The organism is Streptomyces sp. Y309 (assembly GCF_056712025.1).
The window spans coordinates 13,320-31,274 of sequence record NZ_JBWYAE010000004.1 but is presented as its reverse complement, the minus strand read 5'-3'; the positions used below and the strand labels follow the sequence as shown (position 1 = coordinate 31,274).

Genomic DNA, 17,955 nt, shown 5'->3' with positions numbered 1-17,955 from the left:
AGCCGCAACACCGCCGCCTTCGCCCGGGCCGCCAAACGCCACCACCGCATCCTCGCCGCCCCCGTCCCGCCACCGCTCGACGCCGGCCCCTTCGCCCACGCCCTCGCAGACACCGCCCACGACCTGCCTTCCTCTCTCCACTGCCGCCCAGTTCGGGCGCTTCACCAGCGCGTTCCGCGCCTGGATGCTCGGCGTCGCCCATCAGATCAGCTACAGCGAGCAGAACCTCGTCCACGACCTCGACACACCTACCTGACGCTGCGGCTGTACGCGGTCGCCGGCCCCGACCTGTTGATGATCGAAGCGAGCACGCCCCCAGCCTCCCCGACGCCGTCATTACTGCCACCGCACTGCGGGACCGCACCATGACCCAATTCCTCATTCCTCCATCTGCGTGAACAGTTGAGTGCCGAGGCCGACCCGAGCCTCCGCGCCTACCTCAATAGCCTGGCCCAGGGCATCCGCGACCACCTCGACTGGAGGAGCACCACCCTGCGCTACCTCAACGACCTCGGCCTCACCACCCATCGGCCCCGCCCCCGCTGAGCCACCGCCCCCTTCAACGCCTCTCACTCAGCTACCACCGATCCCACGCGGAACTTGTGAATGACCTATCGGACAACGTCCAGGACATCTACCTGCGGGGCCGGGCTCCGCTGGGGGAGAGGATGCGGCGCTCGGTGACCACCTTGAAGTCAGCGGGGGAGAACGTCGCGTAGGAAAGTCGCTAAATCGATATGCTTACCCAGTCCACGCTGCTCCTCTGCACGACGGGCTGGTGGAGTCCCGGCTGCGCGACGTCTGGACCGGCATAGAGCAGCTGCGCGAGCGCCTCGCCGCCACCGCCCAGCTCACCGGACCCGACCACCCGCCGCCGCTTCGAGGCCCTGTGCGACGAGGTCCTCGACATGCTCGGCCCCGGCGACCGCGACATCGCACTGCTCGCCGGGCCCACTTACCACGCCTGACCAAGCAGGAGTTACGACCCTGTGATCACCGTCGTCTGCTGCTGGCAAGTGAGGTGGTAAGTCATGCGGCGAAGAGTGACACCAGAGCACTCTTCGGCCGTGGCATCCGTGAGGCGGCTCTGCCCATTGGCGCGTTGGTCCTCGCTAGGACATCGCCAGATCCGACACTCCGTCAACTTGCGGACACATCCGCCCCTCCGGCTGTAGTGTCCGTGTAGCTTTCAGAGGAATTTTGGGAGGAGAATCGAGTGAAGCAGCAAGACCTTCGTGCTTCCGTCGACTCACTGCTGGCACGCTCCGCTTCCCTGCCCGGCCCGGCCGAGCGTGCGCGACTTCGCCGGGCGGGGAGCCTCACCCAGGCCGAGGTTGCTGAAGCTCTGGGCGTTCACAGAGTGCAGGTGGCTCGTTGGGAGACCGGCCGCGCTGAGCCGCGGGCGCCCCACAAGCAGGCATACGCCCGGCTCCTGCAAGGGCTCAGCGCGAGGTACCCCGCAGCCGAAGCAGATCCTGTCGCCGGCTAGAGAGCGTTGACGATGACAAGCCCGCCGTAAAAAACGCGGAGCGGCCCCCGTCGCCACAACGGAGACCGCTCCCTAGCGATCGACTCGACACCCGCTAAGACATCCGAGTCGTGAGCAGTGAGGTGACCTCGACTGCCGGGTGAAACCCGGGACTGCGAGAACTCTGTATATCAAGTTCCCCGCAACCCTCGTGGTCACCACCATCAGGATAACGGGACCTGGCTGTCTCGCCCAGTATGGCTTGGAAGCTGATCCCTATCTGCTGGTCACAGTTCTGTTCGCGACTCCCCGATCAGGGGAGATCCACCGATGCACCACCTCCGTCGCCGTTCCTTCGCGGCTGCGGACCTGCCCACCTCGCACCGTGTGGGCAGAGATCCTTCCGCGCTCTCTGCCACCTCCGCCGTCCCAGCCGGGGCTTTCTCGGGCAGGCGGAGGTTCTCGAGAACCTCCCGTCTGGTCTGCTCTGTCTCCCGGGGCCTTCAGGTGCCTGAGCAGGGGCGCCGATGACCGCCGCGCACATGGGCATGGTGTTCGCCGCCGAAGGGTTGGACGGTTCCGAGAAGCTGTTGCTCCTCGCGTACACGAACCGCACCGATGACCACGGATACTGCTGGCCTGGGCAAAAGCGTCTCATCGACGACTGCGGGACATCTGCTGCAACGGTGAAGCGTGCCAAGGCGAACCTGATCAAGAAGAAGCTCATCGTCTCGGTACGCCGGATCGACCCGCGTACGGGTGATCCGATCACCAACCTCACACGCGTGAACCTGCCACTCCTGGCCTCGATGGCCCGGCCGAGGACTGCCTATGACGACAACGTCATCGAGCAGCTGACGTTCGATCCAGTTGAGGCCACTCCGCGCCCTGCAAGGCGCCAGGAGACGAAGCAGAAGAATGCCCCTGCCCTGCTGACAGCTCAGAATGAGCCTAGCTCTGACCTGCTGACGGCTCAACTTGAGCCCGAGGTGGGCTCAGATTGCGCCCGACCCGGGCTCAAGTTGAGCCCAACCCGGGGTCAAAATGAGCCCCTAAACCTCAGTTATCCCTCAGGGAACTCTCACCTCTCTCCGGCACATGCCAGCCAAGCGGGTTCAGCCGTCTCGCCCGAGGCCCCCGCAGAGAAGAGAGAGACCATGGCTTCGCCAAAAGGGCCCACCCCTACCCCGGCCTCCGCTATCGCTGAGGCGTTCGCTTCACAGTGGGGTGCCGAACGCGGCACCCGTCCCGGCCGCCGTCAGCTTCAGGCTGTGGCTGCCGATGCGACCGAGGCGATTCAGGACGGCGACACCCTCGAATGGCTGTGTCAGGCCGTGGTCCCCTTCATGGTCCGCAACGGTTACCTCGACCTCAGCCGCGCCAAGACCCACCCGCAGTGCCCAGCCCCCGGAGCCAAGGTGCCCGGCCAACGCCCGGTGGTACCTGAGTGGTGCGGCACGTGCAATGACGGCTTGGCACCGCAGCACTGGAGCCAGCGGATGCGGGAGACCAGCGAGGGGCGGCTGGCGAGGTGTGAGTGCCACCCCGGCTACGTCCACCCAACTGCCGAAAACATCCAGGAGTCAGCGATCACACAGATGGGATCCGCTATCGAAGGCAAGATCACTGGTACTGACCAGCACCATACGATGCAGCCCGCAGGGGAGGGGGACAGCCGGTGAGCGTCGACTTCAATCAGGCACGGGCGCCGTTGAGGGCCAGAAGAAGCATTTCCCGACCTCAGCCCTGCGTGTTGTGAGGGCAGCCCGCTCGGCACAAGGCCGCCAGATACCCGCAGCGCCTGGGCCTCAGCGGATGCTCGGTTGCACCAAAACAGGGGTGACAGCGCCCTCAGAAGCCCCGCGCGGGGGGCTAGCCCCCGGGCCCCCCGGACCGCGCCTCAAGGCCGCTCAGCGGGGCGTATGCGGCCCCGAGCATGACGGTGACGTCGACGCGGTAATCACCGCGCTCGTGAAGCGTCCGATCCCGGACGCGATGAGCTGATGGACAGGAGCCACAGCAGCGCCCGGTATGACGCCCCCGCTTTGCTCCGGACATCCTGCGCACAAGCAGAGCACGAAAGGCGCCGAGGACCAGACCTGGAATGCCCGCCTCAAGCGGCCCCGCTCCGAACTCCCGCCCGGCCGCCACGAGGTACCCACACTCGACATCAACGGCGCCTGCCTCCCCGCACTCAAGGACACAAAGGCCTTCAAGGCACACGAAGACGGCAGGTGCGCGTGATGAGCACCGGCGAGCTCCACATGACCGGTGCCTGGCAGAGTGTCTTCCCAGGGCTGCCCTGTTACCGAGGCGAAGATCAAGGACCACACCGTAGGCACCACCGCTGGTCCGGACGCCGACACCGACCGTTACTGAGCGAGGGAAGGGAGAGCGAAGAGCCCGAGCGCAACGCCGAGTTCGGCAGGTATGGAGCCCGCGGCATCAAGGGACACGAGGCCGTCGCCAGAAGGCTCGATGCGCTCGCCGGTTTCATCGCCACCCCGATCACCACTCGGCGCGGTCTCCTTGCCCGGCTTAACTACCTCACTCGCAGCCAACACGCCCGCCAGGCGGCCCGCGAGGCCGGACTGACGGTGACCGACCGCACCGTGAAGGCGTGGCTGGACGGCAAACGCAGCCCTTCGAAGAAGAACCTCGAGCGTATCGAAGCCGCCTACCGCGCCGTGCGGCGCCATAACGTCGGCCGGTACTTGTTGAGGCGCCTCAACGCCGCCGGTCGCGGCACACGCGTGGAGATCCACCCCCTCAACCAGTCCCAGGTCCAACGCCCGCGCCAGCGCGTGATCGAGTACCGCACCATGAACGTACGCAACTGGAACCGCGTCGTCGAAGCTTGGGCAGCCGACGACGACCAGGCTCACGACTACGCGTGGGTCGATAAGATCGTCGATCTTGGCAGTGCGTGGGGTTCGTATGAGTACGTCACCAGCATTTGCTTCGTGGCCTGACCGGTGTAGCGAGTTCTGTGCCGCATTGGACGGCCGGAGGGCTTCATGCCCACGCGTGAGACAGCGTCGGCCAGTGCCATGAGAGGTCATGGCAGACCTGATTATCGCCGCAGACTCCAGGCGCTCAGTCCTCTCGTGGCCCGCCAGGGGCAGCCGTAGCGGAGCCTGGGTTCTCTGGGGGAGGGAGCTCACTCCACAGATTCGGCGGGGCGGTCCCGCCCCGCCGGACGGTATGAGGGATGCGCTGGGATCCAGTGGATAGGGAGTGCCCCTGGCCCGGCCAGGGCCGGCGGGCGGATCTCGCTATGCGCACTGGCTCGGAAGAGCCCTGCGCCGTGTCTTGAAGAGAGGATTCGAGCTCCCGCAAGGTCCCTCCGGGGAGGGACAGTCAAGCTGTTGAACACCCTGAACCGACTCCGATGTTGGGTCGCTTCGGTCGCTCGGTCGCTGAGTGGCGCGGCTCCCAGCGCGGGCGGGGACGGGCAGCGACTGAACTCAAAGGCGCGTCGCTCGTCTTTAGTCGCTGCCTGGGGGGCGCAAGATATGCAGGTCACAGGCCTACGGGGCGGGGGAGTTGGCCGACCGAGCGACTGAAGCGACTCTGGTTCGAGTATATGAGGGCATTCCCATGCGCGCGTGCGCGTCATATATAGGGAGCTTGAGTCGCTTCAGTCGCTTTTTGATCTCCAGCAGTCTTGTGACCTGCTCTTTTGCATTGGGTCCGAGGTGAGAGACTGAACACTGCTGGGTCGCTGGCCGGCGTGTGGGTCGCTGCGTGTGGGCTGATTGGTCTCATCATCGACACAGTCTTAGGTTTTTCCGCTGGGGGCTCCGCGCCCTGAGCTGCATCCTTCGCTAATGTATGTCCATCGTTGAGTCGCTTCGGTCGCTGTGAGGGGAAGTACATGCCTGCTGAGCTGCGTTTTTCCCGCAGCGACTCACAGCAGGAGCCCCATGGCGTGTCAGTCGCTGGCGGCTCGCTGACGGTCGCTGAGCGGTGTGCCGCGCACGGCTGGCCTGTCCATCCGCTGGCTGCTGGCCGCAAAACTCCCGCAGCGAACTGTGAGTCCTGTCGCCGTTCAGGACACACGTACGAGGACTGCTCCTGTGCCGCGGAAGGCCGCTGGTGTCACGGCTTTCACGCCGCCACCCTGGACCCGGCACGGATCCACCGTTGGTGGGGCGAGCACCCCGAGCTCGGTGTCGGAGTCGCCTGCGGCCCCGCGGGGCTCGTTGTCATCGACATTGACGCGCACTTCGCTGACCTCCCCGCCCGGGACCGGATCTGGCCCGGCATCACCATTGGCGACCACATCGACCTGTCCGGCCTCGCAACGGGATTCCACTCCCTGGCCGTGCTGGCCGCCCTGCGCGGCCAGCCGAGTCCTGCGGACGACGAAAGGACACTGCGCGTGCGCACCCCGTCCGGGGGCCTGCACGTCTGGTACAGGGCTGGCGATGGCCCGAACTGGCAGTGCTCCACCGGCTCCGGACGTACCCGGGCGCTGGCCTGGCAGGTCGACGTCCGATCGCACGGCGGCTACATCGTTGCCCCCGGCACCACTACCACGGCCGGTACCTACACCCAGCTCGGCAACGTACAAGAGCCCGCTCCGCTGCCCGCCTGGCTGGGGCAGGAATTGCGGCGCACCGGACATGCCCCTGCACCGGCCTCGAGCCTGCCCGTGCCCCGCCTGGCGCCCGCGCGGGCCCGGCAGGCCGTCCTCGCCGCTGGCGGCGGCCGAGAGAGCGCCCAGCGAATCCTGTCCACCGCACTCCAGGAGGTGGCCGACTGTGGCCGAGTCTCCGAAGGGGCAGGATTCTCCGACACCCTCAATCGCGCCGCCTACACGCTCGGTGGCCTGGTCTCCGCTGGCATCGTGGACCAACTAGACGTGGAGGAGGCGCTGTTGGCGACCGCGGCCGCCGCCCGCCCGGGGCAGGAACACCGCGCGACGCAGATCATCCGCAGCGGCCTCAACGCCGGGATGAAGCGTCCCCTGCACCCCGGGAGGCGCCCGTGACCGCCGCCGGCCACAGCCACCAGGATTCGCAGGACGCTCTGTTCACCTTCGACCCCCAGGCCGTCGCCGCCCAGATCCTCGCCCAGACTCCCACGGCGGCCCCGCTGCCTGCCCAGAGCTCGGCCCCCGCAGCCGGTGCGGGAGAAGCGACCGCGGCCGGGCTGCTACCTGACTCCCTCACCGACCGCGGCAATGCCAAACTCTTCGTCAAGCTCTACGGCACCGACTATCGTCACGTTCCCGGCCTCGGCTGGTACCGCTGGCAAGGCACGCGCTGGCAGTTCGACGAAGACGACGCCGTCCTGTGGGCGGCCGGCGAACTCGCCGAAAACTTCGCCACCACCGACCCTCGCGGCATCTTCGGCGCCTCCGCCCTGCGCAAACACATCACCCGCGCGATGAGCACCTCCGGCATCAACGCCATGCTCACCCAGGCCAAAGCAGCCCCCGGCATGGTGCTGAGCGCCACCCAGCTGGACGCCGATCCCTACGTCCTGTGCACCCCCAGTGGCATCGTCGACCTGCGCACCGGCTTGGTGCGCACCCCCGACCCCAACAAAGACTTCCACTCCCGCTCCACCACCGTCGGCCCTCGCCCCCAGCCCACCCCGCGCTGGCTGCGCTTCCTCACCGACACCTTCGGCGACGACACCGAAGGTCAGGAAATGATCGACTTCCTGCAGTTGCTGCTCGGCTACTCCGTCACCGGCGACGTCGGCGGCCAGGTCATGCCCTTCCTGTTCGGTTCCGGCAAAAACGGCAAATCCGTACTGCTGGACGTCCTCATGAAGCTGCTCGGCGACTACGCCGACGCCGCCCCGCCCGGCTTTCTCATGGCCCGCCCCTTCGAAGGCCACCCCACCGACCTCGCCGAACTCCACGGTCGCCGCGTCATCGTCTGCTCTGAAGTCAAACCCGGCGACAAGTTCGATGAAGCCCGCGTCAAACTCCTCACCGGCGGCGACCGCATCAAAGCCCGCCGCATGCGCCAGGACTTCTTCTCCTTCGCGCCCACCCACAAACTCTGGCTCCTGGCCAACCACCGGCCCGAAGTCGGCACCGGCGGGTTCGCCTTCTGGCGCCGCATGCGCCTGATCCCCTTCGAACGCGTCGTCTCCGACGACCGCAAAATCGACAACCTCGCCGACATCCTCGTCACCGAAGAAGGCCCCGGCATCCTGGGCTGGCTCGTCGACGGCGCCCGCCGCTACCTGTGCGGCGACAAAGACCTCACCGGCCCCCAGCGCGTGCGCATCGCCACCACGGCCTACGCCGAAACCGAAGACCACATCGGCCGCTTCTTCGACGAATGCTGCGCACTCGACCCGGACCACCGGGCCGAGCAGGCCCGGCTGTATGCGGCCTACAAGACCTGGTGCCAGAATGAGGGTGCCCCGGTCATCTCCTCCCGCGCCTTCGCCCAACGCGCCCGCGAACTGGTCGGGTTGGCCTCGCCCAAGGAGATGATCCTGTCCAATTCGCGGAAGTACTACCCGGGCATCGGACTGCTCGCCGACGAGGAGAGGTCATGAGCTCCCTGATTACCCCGGAAGAGATCCGTCACGAGGCCGAACTCGTCTGGCTCGAGGACATCACCGCCCTCGACTACGTCCGCCAGAGCCTGGACCGGCTGCCCACTCGCCGCGGCAAGCCCGCCTACCACCGTGACGGACGCATGGTCGGCTACGCCGTCCTCTCGCCCCAGGCCAAGGCCTCCCGCCCCTCGGGCACTTTTCGTCGGCGCGTGTTCTGGCTTCTTCCCCACGACCGCGACACAGCCCCGGAAGGCCTCTACGAGACCGGCGCCCCCGCCGAAGCCGTCGACCCCCGCACCCTCAACGTCGGTACCAAGGGCTACAAGACCGAACGTTCCGAAGGCGGACCCCCATCCACCGCCATGCGCGAACTCGGCATAACCCTGCCCCTGTAACGGTTGTGATCCTTTCGGATGCCTTTCCACCTTGTTCGGGACCGAAGGGTGTGACGGTGGGGCGGATGCGGGCTTGATCTCGGCGACGAAATCGGCTGCCGGGCTGCGGTGTGTACGTAGCATCTCCGCGCCTGCTGGCGACGTCCCACTTCTCCCGCTCCATGGTGCCTGGCGGGATAGAGAGGGCTGAGGTGCTGATGGAAGCCGCTCTGAAGATTCTGTCGGGCGACGCGAGAACGGCAGTGGGGTCCGACAGCGGATGTCCGTACTTCCGACACGAGGTGTGCTCGTAGCTGGGGCACTCGTCCTCGTCACGCTGATCGAGGCCGTGGGCCCAGTCGGCGCGGAGGTAGGCAGCGCGGTCGGCGAAGGCCGGCAGGTACAGGTACCGGCCCGCCTCGTCGATGTTGCGGCACAACAGGTGGGAGAACCGGTCGGGGCTGCGGCCAGGTGCAGGGACAGCACGGTGGCCGCGGCCGCGTAGGTGGAGACGGTGGCCCGCAGGGCCCGGCAGATGCCGGGGGTCAGCCAGGCGGTGAGCCGGTCGGCCGCCGCAGGGCCGAGGGCTGCCGACTGCCAGCGCAGCAGGACGCCGCGGGTGAGCAGGGATGTCTGGATGGCGCGCAGCCGGATCAGGGCGAGGCGTCCGCTGGCGGCGAGGCCGAGGCGTTCGTCGCGTAGGTAGGCGTTCAGGGCCCGTTTGAAGGTGCCGTTGGTGCGGGTTTCGGCGAGGTCGTTGCGGTGGCGGCGGACGAAGGCGTCGGTGGCCTGGGCCTCGGTGCGGTAGGCGATGTGGAGCTGGTCGAAGGTGTCGTCGGCAAGCTGGCGGCGGCAGGCGGCGAGGAAGCGGGGGAAGCCGACGGCGGGCAGGGCGGGCCAGTCGGCGTCGACGTCGGCGTGCTCGTCGGGGTGGAGCGGCAGGCGGGCGGCGGGGACGGGCAGCGACAGGGCACGGATGAAGGTCCCGGGCCCCATCGCCTTGACCGGACGGGTGCGGCAGCCGTACGGGATCTGTCCGCGTTTGCCCTTGGCCTGGGAGCAGCCGAAGCTCTCAACCGCGTTGCACAGCCAGGTCGGATCGTTGCCCGAGGACCAGATCAGCCACAGGTCGGCGTCGGTGGTGTCAGCGAGTTCGGCGAGCTGGAGCGCCTTGCGGGAGCTGAGGCGGTGGGCACGTTACGTTCGACGAAGATGTCAGTGACGGGGGCAACGGTCAGCCACGCGGTGGCGGCCTTCCAGCACTCGGTGATACTCAGGCGGCAGGTCCGTACGGCGGCGGGGTTCTTGCCCGCGCCGGCCAGCACGTCCCACACCAGATCGGTCGGGGAGCGTACGGGGGTGGGGCGCACCACGATCCGGCTCGCGGCCTCCAGCGCGGCCAGGCGGCGGGAGAGGTTCGGGTCGTCGTTGCAGTCCATCACGACGCGCACGGTGAGGTGCACAACCGGCGGCTGTGCGGCCGGGTCGTCGGTCGCCCCGGCGGAAGGGTGTCAGCCACTGAGGCCGCTGCCGAGGAGGGCGTAGGCGTTGTGCACGGTGGCCTCGTCGACGGTGGCGATGCTCTGGTCCGCGCACAGGGAGGCGGCGGTGTGGGTGAACACCGCCCAGCCGCGCATGGTGCCGTGGCCGTACGAGCTGTCAACGTCCGCGAGGAGTTCAGCGTCAGCCTCGGCGTAGATGGGGTGGTAGCGACGCATCAGGGCCGGGACCTTGTTCGCATCGAGCGAGCGGAAGGTCAGACGGCGAAGACCTGGGAGCGGAGCATCGGCTCACGCGAGATGACCTCCCAGCAGCCGTCGCCGCCGACGTAGAGCAGGGCGCAGCGGGTGCGGGGTGGGTGAAGGTGACGCAGCAGCTGGTCGGCGACCATGGGCATGGTCGGGCGGGAGGGGAAGGTCAGCAGCACGCACACCCTGGGGCGGGCGAGGGGATCGAGCGTGTCGAGGGCTTCGAGAGCGGCCTCGACGGCGAAGGCCTTACCGGCGCCGGCCGGTCCGTGGACGACGCCGGTGGCCGCGTGCTGTACGAGGTCGTACACGATCCGGGCGGTCATCTGGAAGTGGCCGGTGGGCAGGGCATGGGCCCCGGCCAGGTCGACGAAGTGACGCGGCATCAGCGCTCACCTCTCCGGGACAGGGGCGGTGGGGTCGATCAGCCCAAGCAGTTTGGTGCTGGCCTTCGCCGCGAGCAGCAGCTTCCGCTCGCGCTGGGGACGCGAGCGGCCGTCATCGACGGGCACCAGGCGGGACTCGATGGCCGGTGTGCCGTCGCCGGCCATCGAGGCAAGGGCGCGGCGGGCCTGGCGGGCGACACGACGCCGCTCCCGTCCGAGGCGTTAGGCTTCGGCGCGGGCGTGCTCGCGCCACGCCTCGGTCTGCTCGGGGGTGAGCTGCCCGGTCGGGTCCGCGGTGCACAGGTGGCGGGTGCCGTCGTAGACCTCAATAGTGCGGTCGTCATGCGGCATGTACCGGATCTGCACCCGCTGCCCGCCACGCCCGTGGAGCTCGGGCGCGATGTAGGTGAGCGAGCGGAAGCTGATGCCGTCCTTCTGCACAACGCGTTCGGCCCCCCGCGAGCATGAGGTAGCGCAGCTGCTCGGTGCTGATCCGGCGCAGCGGCGCCGTGTCCTCGTTCCACGCTGCCAGTGGGGTGCGCCCGCCGAGCATTCGGTGGGGCGGTGCTCGGTGTTGTACCAGCAGGCCCAGTCCGCGAACCGCTTCACGAACTGCTCGATGCGCCACGGCCCTTCGCCGTCGGCGGCTGTCTCGGCGGAGCGCTGGGCGGCGACGGAGTCTTGATGGGCCCGTACAGCTTCCCGCCCGCGTCTCGGGGGCCGCCGGTGAAGCCGAGGAGCTGGGAGATCAGCATCTGCTCGATGGTCAAGTTCAGTCGCTCCACCTTGCCCTTGCGGTGCGGCTGGAAAGCGGGAAGGCGGTGCATGACCACCGCGAGCCCGCCGAGGACCTCCTTGACCGCTCCGGCGGCGAACTCCAGGCCGCGGTCGATGCGGACGAGTTCGGGCACCGCGCCGAACGGCGAGACGTCCGGCTCGTGGCGGAGCGCCAAGCGCATTGCGGTGAGCACCGTGCCGGAGGTCGGTGCGGTGGCGATGGCCCGCCCGAGCAGTGCGCGGGTGCCGTCGTCGACCACCGTGGTGAGCCATGGTGCGAGCGCCTTGCCTTTCGGCGGCAGGACCAGGATCGGGAGCTGCTCTGTGGTCCATTTCCCAGGTCCGCCCGCGCAGCGCGTCCGGCCGGCGCAGGTACACCGAGCCCGCGCGGCGGCCGGCCACGCCGGTCTTCCACGCCGCCCGCTCCGCTGGGGTCAGGTCGGCCACGAACGCGCGTTGCAGGGTCCACTCGGTGACGGTCCGTTCCTTCGCCCAGCCGTCGGCGACGAAGTTGGGCACCGGCGCTCCCGCGGCGCTTCTCCGCCGACACCCTCTACAACCACATCCCCGACCTGAAGCAGCTGCGCCGCTCCCGCATCCCGGCTCTGCTCGCCGGCGCCGACCGTTGAGCCGTGCACCCAACCCGGACACGAGGTAGGCGCCTGGGGACACCGTGGTGCGGACCCCGCCAGCGGATGCAATGAGGGGGCCAAAAGACTGGAATATGTCTGGATCAGGCGACCGCAGTAAATGCGGGCACCTGATCTTGCGTGGAAGTCATGTTTCCGCAGCTCGTCACAACCACTGTCGCGGTAAATGGGCGGCTTGCCGCGACAGGCCGACACCACGTCAGAGCGCTCTGACCTGCGGTTTCTTGCCCCAACGGCACGTCCCTTCCGTATTCCTGCCGGCTCCCTATTTCACAGGGAAGGGCCTTCTCTGCACCGCTCAACTATGAAGACCCGCTTTCCCTGACATTCCTGAAACTCAGTTGAAACACGTTAGATGGGTGCACATGTGAGGATGCGTGGGCAGGGGGCGGGAACGGCAGCTTGGCACCATTTATATCTTCCGCCATCGGCCTCTATACCCGATGGCGGCGGGCAACGTGCGGAATGGAAAAGGAAGAGCGTATATGAGGATGCGTACGAGGCTCCGGACGGGAGCAGGCAAGGCTAGCCGCTACTCGTTTGCCGCCATGGGGACAGTGGTGGCTGTCGCGGCCTCTGGAGCGGGAGCGGCAACGGTCGCGGCCGCGGAGAGCGGGGCAAAGCCAGGTGCACGGAGCATAGGCGACCGGCTTTTCCCTTACCTCGGCAACGGGGGCTACGAGGTGCAGTCCTACGACGTGGGATATGACTACCGGCCGGGTGCCGTCAAGATGACAGCTTCCGTGCGCGTGGACGCCGTGGCCAAGCAGGCTCTGTCCGAGTTCAGCCTCGACGCGGCCGGGATGAAGATCAAGACGGTCACGGTCAACGGCAGGTCCGCCGCCTTCCGAAGCCAGGGCGAGAAACTCATCGTCAAGCCCGAGCGTGCCCTGTCCGACGGAAAGGCGTTCCGCGTCAAGATCGCCTACGTCGCCGACCGCTCGGCCGCGCCCCACTCCCCGGTCATCCCGGGGCAGGACCGTTCCATCTCCGGCTGGTATGACTTCAAGGACAAGGGCAAGGAGGGCTTCGCCCTGCTCGGCCAGCCCGACCGGGCTCACCTGTTCTTCCCCATGAACGATCACCCAAGCGACAAGGCGCACGTCACCTTTCGCATCACCGTCCCGAAGAACCTGACGGCCGTGGCGAACGGCACCCTGCGCCAGACCACAGCCAAGGGGAACCGCACCACGTACGTCTATGGCACGCGCGACCCGATCCCCACCCATGTCGTTCAAGCGGCTGTCGGGCCGTACCAAGAGATCACCGGGACCGGGCCGGGCGGGCTTCCGCTGCGCAGTTACGTACCCAAGGACCAAGCCAAAAAGATCAAACCGCAAGTGGCCCAGATGGGCGGGCAGCTTGGATGGATCCAGAAGAAGATCGGAAGCGCCTACCCGTACGAGACCTATGGTGCGCTGGTTCCGCAGGGGCCGTATGGGGCAGCCCTGGAGACGGCGACTTTGTCCACCTACGGGAAACTGGAGCCAGGCGATGTTCCCATCATGGTCCACGAGCTGGCCCACCAGTACTTCGGTGACGCTGTCTCGCCCAAGAGCTGGGACGACATGTGGATCAGTGAAGGGCATGCTTCCTACTACGGGTTTCGCTACCAAGATGAGAAGAAGATCGTTCCTCTCAAGGAGAACGTGGAACGTGCCTACGAGTTCGACCAGGAAAAGCGCGCAGAGGCCGGGCCGCCCGGTCGGCTCAAAGATCCCGGTGAGGTCCTCGGTGCCACCAACGCTGCCGGTGTTGTGATGCTCTACGGTCTGAATCGCACTATCGGCGACACGACGTTCCAGAAGATCGAGAAGACCTTCTTCGAGAAGTTCCGGCACAAGAACGCGAGCACTCAGGACTACATCAACGTCGTGAACAAGGTGACCGGAAAAGATTTCACCGCTTACATCAAGGGCTGGATCTACGGCAAGAAGACGCCACCCATGCCGAAGGGCTGACGTATAACCGTCGAGGAGTGAAATCGCAGGTCAGAAGGCGTAATGGTGACGTGACATGCCGAAGCCCCCGTCGTTCAGGGCTTCGGCGCAGTCGGATGACGTCCGGTTCGTGGTGATCTTCCGGATCGGTACGGTATCGGCGGAAGTGGGGCAGGCGCGGTTTCCAGAATCATGGATGTTCGCTACGCCCCGTGATCCGGCTGGAAGACCGTGCCTGCCGAGGCGTCATCGCTGATCCTGTCTGCCCTTGGCCAACTCCGTGAGCAGCCTGTGGTCGCCGCCGAGGAGGTTCCTGGCCTGCTGGAGCATCTGGCCGAGGTGCCCGTTCCGTGACCGGCGCGGAGTCCGTCACCGTCTGTCCGTGGTCCTCGCGCTGGCCGGTGCGCGGTGCTGTCCGGAGCGAACTCCCTGTTGGCGGTGGGTGAGTGGATTGCGGGTATCGCCCGTGGCAGTGTCGGAACGGCTCGGGGCCGGGCGTGACCCGTTTGCGCCCAGGTGGTGTCTGCCCGCCGAGACGAAACCGTGCGCCGGGACGGTGGCGGGATATCCTCAGTTGACCGTTGCGAGGGGGCAGCGGCGTCCGTCACGGATCTGGTAGGTGCGAGCTCGGCTCAGGCTCGTGATTGTGGCGATCCCAGTGGCTCCGATGCCTTGGCCCAGAGCCCGACGAATGGACACTCGCATCGACGCCTACAAGGTGAGCGGCATCGCCGCTCGTGCTCGGGTCGCCTACACCCTGACCGCCCACAACAATGGCCCTGACGCGGTCACGTCGGCCACCGCCACCGCGAGCCTGCCACCAGGCGCAAGTGCCACCAACCTGTCCTCTGGCTGCACCACCAGCGCGGGCAGCGTGACCTGCACCTACGGCAGCATCGCCAACGGCGCCGACAGCGCCAGGTCCTTCCGTGTCCCGCTGCACCTGCTCTCTCTGGGCCACGTCTGGGGCGTCGGTGTGCGCACCGCCTCTGCGCCCGACGCGGCCACCTGCACCGTCCTGGCCGCCTGTCCCTGATCCGCCGGCGCCCAGTCAGGCACGCCCATCGTGTGACTGAACTGCCGCCCACGGCCGCGCCGTACCTCCCTCCCTGGCCTCGGGGCTCCCGGTCGTTGATATGCAGCTGCAATACGGCCGTGCGGTGGCTGAAGCTCGGTCCAGACGGGCTGGAAGCGGTCCTCCCCGAGTCTGTGGACGTACCCGGTGGCCGGTGTACGTGTGCTGGCTTGGGGAGGCGGCTGCTGTGTTCATATGTACGAAGCATTCTGTCCGTACCGCATGGGGAAGGTCCCTGCGTGAGCGCCCGGGTGTGATGTGGGGCCTGGTCGCGGTGCTGCTGGCCGGCGTCACCGGCGGCTGGCTCGCCCTCCCGGACGGCGGCGACGGTGGGCGTGACGGCGCAAGTGCCGTCGTGCGGCTGCCCGGGCTCGATCTGCCGTGGCCGCAGGAGGGGCAGGCGGCCGTTGCTGTGGAGCAGGTCGGTGACCTCGGCACCGCGGGGTCTCGGCAGCCGGTGCCGATCGCGAGCGTCACCAAGGTGATGACCGCGTACGTGATCCTCAAGGACCGTCCGCTCAAGGACGGCGAGGACGGGCCTTCGGTCGAGGTAGACGGGCAGGCCGCGGCCGAGGCGCACTCGTTGAGCGAGTCCACCGCACCGGTCACAGAGGGCCAACGGCTCTCCCAGCGCAAGCTGTTGGAGCTGATGCTGCTCCCGTCCGCGAACAACGTGGCCCGGTTGCTTGCCCGTTGGGACGCGGGCAGCCAGGAGAAGTTCGTCGCGAAGATGAACGCGTCGGCGGCCCGGCTGGGGATGACCGACACCACGTACACCGGGGCGAGCGGTATCGAGGCCACCACCCGCTCGACCGCCGCCGACCAGCTGAAGCTGGCCCGCGAGGCCATGAAGGACCCGGCGCTGCGGGCGACGGTGGCCCTGCGCAGCACGGTGCTGCCTGGTCAGGCCGAGCCGGTGAGGAACACCAACGAGCTGCTCGCACGGCCCGGCGTGATCGGGCTGAAGACCGGTTCGAGTACTCCCGCGGGCGGCAACCTGGTGTGGACTGCCGAGGTTCCGGACGGCAAGGACGGGAGGGGACGGCGTCTGGTTTACGGGGTGGTGCTGGGGCAGCGCGTGGGGACTTCGCCCGCCGAGGGCAGCCGGGCGGCGCTGGAGAGCAGCGGTCGGCTTCTCGATGTCCTTCAGGAGAAGCTGCCCGCTGCTCTTGCGGGGCAGGCATGAGTGTCGACCTTGGTGGGCGTACCGTCGTGGAGCCCGGTGTGGAGCCGTCCGACCCGCCCCGTACCGCTGGCGGCACGTGGCGACGGGGGCGCGTGGTCGCCGTCAGTGCCGCGCTCTGCGCCCTGCTCATGGCGTCGCACTCCCTCGTGCCGAATGGATTCGGCAACCTCGGCAGCCTGTTGCAGACGCTGCTGCCCTGGACGGGGCTGAGTGTGGTGGTGCTGGCGGTGCTCGCGGGTGTGCGGCGCTCCGCGCTCGCGGCCGTCGCTGTCCTTATCCCCGCTGTCGTCTGGTGTTCCCTGTTCGCGGGGACGCTCTCCGACAAGCGTTCCGGCGGCGGGGATCTGACGGTGGTCAGTCACAACGTGGGCGAGCAGAACTCCGATCCGGGGCGGACCGCGCGGGCGCTGGCCGCTTCGGGCGCCGATGTGCTGGCGCTGGAGGAGCTGTCGCACGGGAGCAGGGCGACGTACGAGCGTGAACTGGCGGCCCGCTACCCCTACTTCTCGGTGCAGGGTGGCATCGGGCTGTGGAGCAGGCATCCGCTCACGGCCGTGGAGCCGGTGGAGATCATGCCCTGGACGCGTGCCGCGCGCACCACGGTCGAGACCCCGAAGGGGCCCGTCGCCCTGTACGCCGCGCATCTCGCCTCGGTACGGGTCCTGCCGAGTTCCGGGTTCACGACGGCACGCCGCAATGAGGCGGTCGTGAAACTGGCCGGGGCCCTGCGGGCGGAGCCGCTGCCCCGGGTGGTCGTGGCGGGTGACTTCAACGGGTCAGTCGACGACTCGGCGCTGAAGCCGCTGACCGGCCTGCTGCGATCGGCGCAGGAGGAGGCGGGCGACGGGTTCGGCTTCACCTGGCCCGCGTCGTTCCCGGTGATCCGGATCGACCAGATCCTGGTGAAGGGGGTAACTCCGGTCTCCTCGTGGACCCTGTCCGGCACCGGTAGCGACCATCTGCCGGTCGCCGCCTCGCTGCGCCTGTGACGCATCCCCTGCCAGGGCGCATGCGCCAGGGCATTTGGCTACGATTCGACCGACTTATTCCGCAAGGCATGAATGTTTGAGTAAAGGTGAGTTCTTGTCTGCATCCCGCGTCCCGGTTCCGGTCCCGGTGAGGGTCCTGGTCGTCGAGGACGACGCGGTGATCCGCCGCGCCGTCCAGTTGGCTCTGGAGCGTTACGGGTACGAGGTCACGGTCGCCGGTGACGGGCTCGACGGTCTTGAGGCGTTCCGGGCCGGGCAGCACGATCTGCTGATCCTCGATGTGATGCTGCCGGGCCTGGACGGCATCGGGCTGTGCCACCGCATCCGCGAGGAGAGCCTCGTACCGGTACTGATGATGTCGGCGCGCGGCGACGCCCTCGATGTCGTGTCCGGTCTTGAGGCAGGGGCGGACGACTACGTGACCAAGCCCGTCGACATCGGGATCCTGGTCGCCCGGATCCGGTCGCTGCTGCGGCGTGCCACCTTCCACGCGGAGCCGACGACGGCCGGGGATGGGGGTGCCGGTGCGGTGTCGGGCGGGCCGCTCGTCTTCGGCGACCTGGCCATCGACCTCCTCGGGCTGAACGTGCGCCGGGGCGGTGAGACCGTCCCGCTCTCACCCACCGAGCTGCGTCTGCTCCTGGCGTTCGCCGAGAACCCCGGGATCGTCCTTGACCGGCGCCGTCTGCTGCGCGATGTCTGGGACTACGGCTGGGAGGGCGACACCCGGGTCGTGGACGTGTGCGTGGTGCGGCTGCGGAAGAAGATCGGCGCCGACCGCATCGAGACCGTGCGGGGCTTCGGCTACAAACTCCTGAGGACCTGAAGCGG

The 17,955-nt window shown here is 67.8% G+C and carries 18 protein-coding genes; 12 read left to right on the top strand and 6 right to left on the bottom strand.

Annotated elements, in window-relative coordinates:
* Positions 1 to 402: 402 nt before the first annotated feature.
* The 7 genes from AC0KTA_RS40620 to AC0KTA_RS40590 all read left to right on the top strand — a co-directional run bounded on the left by AC0KTA_RS40620 (position 403) and on the right by AC0KTA_RS40590 (position 8,394).
* Positions 403 to 546 (top strand): hypothetical protein, encoded by a 144-nt coding sequence (locus AC0KTA_RS40620; RefSeq protein WP_481056980.1) that lies wholly within the window; start codon positions 403 to 405, stop codon positions 544 to 546.
* A 670-nt stretch (positions 547 to 1,216) separates the two neighbouring features.
* Positions 1,217 to 1,489, top strand: coding sequence for a helix-turn-helix transcriptional regulator (locus tag AC0KTA_RS40615; RefSeq protein ID WP_481056979.1), 273 nt, complete (start codon positions 1,217 to 1,219; stop codon positions 1,487 to 1,489).
* A gap of 506 nt (positions 1,490 to 1,995) precedes the next feature.
* On the top strand, positions 1,996 to 3,150 hold the full coding sequence (locus AC0KTA_RS40610) for a helix-turn-helix domain-containing protein (RefSeq protein ID WP_481056978.1): 1,155 nt from the start codon (positions 1,996 to 1,998) through the stop codon (positions 3,148 to 3,150).
* 693 nt (positions 3,151 to 3,843) lie between these two features.
* Positions 3,844 to 4,440, top strand: a complete 597-nt coding sequence (locus tag AC0KTA_RS40605; protein WP_481057199.1) for a transcriptional regulator — start codon at positions 3,844 to 3,846, stop codon at positions 4,438 to 4,440.
* 905 nt (positions 4,441 to 5,345) lie between these two features.
* A complete protein-coding gene (locus AC0KTA_RS40600; protein ID WP_481056977.1) occupies positions 5,346 to 6,464 on the top strand; it encodes a bifunctional DNA primase/polymerase in 1,119 nt (372 codons plus the stop codon).
* On the top strand, positions 6,461 to 7,996 hold the full coding sequence (locus AC0KTA_RS40595) for a DNA primase family protein (protein WP_481056976.1): 1,536 nt from the start codon (positions 6,461 to 6,463) through the stop codon (positions 7,994 to 7,996). Before AC0KTA_RS40600 ends, AC0KTA_RS40595 begins: the two co-directional genes overlap by 4 nt.
* The gene (locus tag AC0KTA_RS40590; protein WP_481056975.1) at positions 7,993 to 8,394 is read left to right on the top strand and encodes a DUF6009 family protein; all 402 of its coding nucleotides are present in this window, start codon (positions 7,993 to 7,995) and stop codon (positions 8,392 to 8,394) included. Before AC0KTA_RS40595 ends, AC0KTA_RS40590 begins: the two co-directional genes overlap by 4 nt.
* Before the next feature lie 1,097 nt (positions 8,395 to 9,491).
* On the opposite strand, the gene AC0KTA_RS40585 is transcribed toward AC0KTA_RS40590, so the two are convergent.
* From AC0KTA_RS40585 to AC0KTA_RS40560, 6 genes are all read right to left on the bottom strand, one after another.
* Positions 9,492 to 9,815, bottom strand: coding sequence for a hypothetical protein (locus tag AC0KTA_RS40585; protein ID WP_481056974.1), 324 nt, complete (start codon positions 9,813 to 9,815; stop codon positions 9,492 to 9,494).
* Positions 9,816 to 9,884: 69 nt separating this feature from the next.
* The gene (locus AC0KTA_RS40580; protein ID WP_481056973.1) at positions 9,885 to 10,091 is read right to left on the bottom strand and encodes a hypothetical protein; all 207 of its coding nucleotides are present in this window, start codon (positions 10,089 to 10,091) and stop codon (positions 9,885 to 9,887) included.
* Positions 10,092 to 10,129: 38 nt separating this feature from the next.
* Complete coding sequence (locus AC0KTA_RS40575; protein WP_481056972.1) at positions 10,130 to 10,507, bottom strand: hypothetical protein; 378 nt, start codon at positions 10,505 to 10,507, stop codon at positions 10,130 to 10,132.
* Between the two features lie 6 nt (positions 10,508 to 10,513).
* Positions 10,514 to 10,672 (bottom strand): hypothetical protein, encoded by a 159-nt coding sequence (locus AC0KTA_RS40570; protein ID WP_481056971.1) that lies wholly within the window; start codon positions 10,670 to 10,672, stop codon positions 10,514 to 10,516.
* 57 nt (positions 10,673 to 10,729) lie between these two features.
* Positions 10,730 to 10,948, bottom strand: coding sequence for a Mu transposase C-terminal domain-containing protein (locus AC0KTA_RS40565; RefSeq protein ID WP_481056970.1), 219 nt, complete (start codon positions 10,946 to 10,948; stop codon positions 10,730 to 10,732).
* Positions 10,949 to 11,112: 164 nt separating this feature from the next.
* The gene (locus AC0KTA_RS40560) at positions 11,113 to 11,544 is read right to left on the bottom strand and encodes a hypothetical protein (RefSeq protein ID WP_481056969.1); all 432 of its coding nucleotides are present in this window, start codon (positions 11,542 to 11,544) and stop codon (positions 11,113 to 11,115) included.
* A gap of 1,073 nt (positions 11,545 to 12,617) precedes the next feature.
* Between AC0KTA_RS40560 and AC0KTA_RS40555 the strand changes: the two genes are divergently transcribed.
* From AC0KTA_RS40555 to cseB, 5 genes are all read left to right on the top strand, one after another.
* Positions 12,618 to 13,895: a M1 family metallopeptidase gene (locus tag AC0KTA_RS40555; protein WP_481056968.1), complete on the top strand. Its 1,278-nt coding sequence runs from the start codon at positions 12,618 to 12,620 to the stop codon at positions 13,893 to 13,895.
* 670 nt (positions 13,896 to 14,565) lie between these two features.
* Positions 14,566 to 14,910: a hypothetical protein gene (locus tag AC0KTA_RS40550; protein ID WP_481056967.1), complete on the top strand. Its 345-nt coding sequence runs from the start codon at positions 14,566 to 14,568 to the stop codon at positions 14,908 to 14,910.
* A gap of 295 nt (positions 14,911 to 15,205) precedes the next feature.
* The gene (locus tag AC0KTA_RS40545; protein WP_481057198.1) at positions 15,206 to 16,135 is read left to right on the top strand and encodes a D-alanyl-D-alanine carboxypeptidase family protein; all 930 of its coding nucleotides are present in this window, start codon (positions 15,206 to 15,208) and stop codon (positions 16,133 to 16,135) included.
* Complete coding sequence (locus AC0KTA_RS40540; protein WP_481056966.1) at positions 16,132 to 17,124, top strand: endonuclease/exonuclease/phosphatase family protein; 993 nt, start codon at positions 16,132 to 16,134, stop codon at positions 17,122 to 17,124. The genes AC0KTA_RS40545 and AC0KTA_RS40540 overlap by 4 nt, the downstream gene beginning before the upstream one ends.
* 94 nt (positions 17,125 to 17,218) lie before the next feature.
* Positions 17,219 to 17,950, top strand: a complete 732-nt coding sequence (gene cseB / locus AC0KTA_RS40535; RefSeq protein WP_481056965.1) for a two-component system response regulator CseB — start codon at positions 17,219 to 17,221, stop codon at positions 17,948 to 17,950.
* Positions 17,951 to 17,955: the final 5 nt, after the last annotated feature.

What these genes read in the sequence shown, in the direction of transcription:
- AC0KTA_RS40610 (WP_481056978.1), top strand. Translation starts at nt 1,996, where the DNA reads ATGACCGCCGCGCACATGGGCATGGTGTTCGCCGCCGAAGGGTTGGAC.
- AC0KTA_RS40600 (WP_481056977.1), top strand. Translation starts at nt 5,346, where the DNA reads ATGCCTGCTGAGCTGCGTTTTTCCCGCAGCGACTCACAGCAGGAGCCC.
- AC0KTA_RS40590 (WP_481056975.1), top strand. Translation starts at nt 7,993, where the DNA reads ATGAGCTCCCTGATTACCCCGGAAGAGATCCGTCACGAGGCCGAACTC.
- AC0KTA_RS40580 (WP_481056973.1), bottom strand. Translation starts at nt 10,091, where the DNA reads ATGCGTCGCTACCACCCCATCTACGCCGAGGCTGACGCTGAACTCCTC.
- AC0KTA_RS40575 (WP_481056972.1), bottom strand. Translation starts at nt 10,507, where the DNA reads ATGCCGCGTCACTTCGTCGACCTGGCCGGGGCCCATGCCCTGCCCACC.
- AC0KTA_RS40570 (WP_481056971.1), bottom strand. Translation starts at nt 10,672, where the DNA reads ATGGCCGGCGACGGCACACCGGCCATCGAGTCCCGCCTGGTGCCCGTC.
- AC0KTA_RS40550 (WP_481056967.1), top strand. Translation starts at nt 14,566, where the DNA reads ATGGACACTCGCATCGACGCCTACAAGGTGAGCGGCATCGCCGCTCGT.
- AC0KTA_RS40545 (WP_481057198.1), top strand. Translation starts at nt 15,206, where the DNA reads ATGTGGGGCCTGGTCGCGGTGCTGCTGGCCGGCGTCACCGGCGGCTGG.
- AC0KTA_RS40540 (WP_481056966.1), top strand. Translation starts at nt 16,132, where the DNA reads ATGAGTGTCGACCTTGGTGGGCGTACCGTCGTGGAGCCCGGTGTGGAG.